The sequence below is a fragment of the Streptococcus suis genome (assembly GCF_002964045.1).
GTDB classification, from domain to species: domain Bacteria; phylum Bacillota; class Bacilli; order Lactobacillales; family Streptococcaceae; genus Streptococcus; species Streptococcus suis_U.
The window spans coordinates 1-1985 of sequence record NZ_POPB01000246.1 but is presented as its reverse complement, the minus strand read 5'-3'; the positions used below and the strand labels follow the sequence as shown (position 1 = coordinate 1985).

At 42.9% G+C, this 1985-nt stretch carries 1 protein-coding gene; it reads left to right on the top strand.

The features are described 5' to 3' along the window. A partial coding sequence (locus C1E99_RS02335; RefSeq protein ID WP_153060147.1) for a MucBP domain-containing protein occupies positions 1–1575 on the top strand: 1575 nt, incomplete at its 5' end. Positions 1576–1985: the final 410 nt, after the last annotated feature.

The window sequence follows — 1985 nt, the reverse complement described above, 5'->3', positions numbered from 1 at the left end:
ACAGTTGGGGGTTACATCGCAAAAGAAGCAACCAACAACGGTACTAAGGTAGAACTTGATTCAACTGTTGCCAATGTCGCTGCGACAGAAACGACAGGAAACATCACAGAAGTCGTGACCTATGTGAAACTTGGTTCCTGGATTCCACAACCACCAACAGGTACAGTGGAAGTTCCACCAACGGTTTACCCTAATGATCCAACTGATCCAACACAACCAGGTACGGATGTTCCAACCATTCCACATATTCCAGGTTATATCCCAGTTGGTCCGGATGGCTCTACCCCACTTGTTCCGAAGGATCCAGGCGATCCAACTAAGGGTTATGAAGCACCACCAGTTCCATCTAACCCAGGTGAGGATACGCCAATCAACTATGTACCAGAAGAATCAACAGTAGTTGTACGTTATGTAGATGAAAATGGTAAAGAATTGGTACCATCTGAAAATATTCCAGGTAAGGTTGGGGATGACTATACGACAAGTGGTAAAGTTATCAACGGTTACATCCTTGAAAAAGTAGAAGGAACTCCAAGTGGTAAGATTCCATCAGGTGGAACAACAGTTACTTATATTTACAAGGAACTCGGTTCATGGATTCCAAATATTCCAGGTCAGCCAACTGAACCAATCGTTTACCCTAATGATCCAACTGATCCAACTAAACCAGGTACAGAAGTTCCAACAATACCACATGTTCCAGGATATGTCCCAGTAGGACCAGATGGAACAACACCGTTAACTCCAGTTGATCCAGCAGATCCAACGAAGGGTTACGAAGCTCCACCGGTACCATCTAACCCAGGAACAGATACACCAATCAACTATGTACCAGAAGAATCTAAAGTAGTTGTACGCTACGTAGATGAAAATGGTAACGATTTGGTACCATCTGAAAACATTCCAGGTAAAGTTGGCGATGACTACACAACAAGTGGAAAAGTTATCAACGGATATATCCTTGAAAAAGTAGAAGGAAATCCAAGTGGTAAGATCCCATCAGGTGGAACAACCGTTACTTATGTTTATAAGAAACTTGGTTCATGGGTACCAAATATCCCAGGTCAGCCAACAGATCCAATCGTTTACCCTAACGATCCAACGGATCCAAGCAAACCAGGTACAGATGTTCCAACAATTCCACATGTTCCAGGATATGTCCCAGTAGATCCTAATGGTAATCCATTGAAACCACTTGATCCAACTGATCCATCTAAGGGTTACATTGCACCTCCAGTGCCATCAAACCCAGGTACAGACACACCAATTAACTATGTACCAGTTACACCTAAGACTCCAACAACCCCAACTAAACCAGTTACACCACCTGAGCCGGTATCGCCAACTCCAGAGAAACCAGTATCTCCTGAAGAGCCAGCGAAACCAACTCCTCCAGCACAACCAGTAACTCCTGAATCTCCAGCTAAACCAGCGGTAGTTGAAAAAGTAGCTAGTCCAGCTCAAGCACAATTGCCAAACACTGGTGAAGATTCATCAGCAGCTGGCGTACTTGGTGCAGCAATGCTAGTGGCAGCTCTTGCCCTTGTTGGTAAGCGTCGTCGCAACGAAGACTAATTACATTATTTTTCCTAACCTCCTATCAAGGTAAAATAATTAAAAGGAAAGGTTCGCCTTTCCGTAACCGCCCAATAACAAAGTATATTGAAAAGGCTCCAAAGTCCTATCGACTCTGGAACCTTTTTCTATTTACATGCTCTCTTAATTTTTTGTAACCGCCCAATAACAAGGTATCTATCTAATCACTCCCTCCTCCTGTATACTGTTATAAAAAACATAACTGGAGGATTTATTATGTCACAGCCCATCGTCCCATTGACTGTTCCCAAAACTAGACACTTTGAGAAGAAAGGTAGAAACGATATTCTGATGAAAATTCGCCTCGGAAAGGTGGAAGTCACATTTTTCCAATCTATCAACCATGAAGTAATGGAAATAATCTTGGATAAGGTACTGCACTATGACCA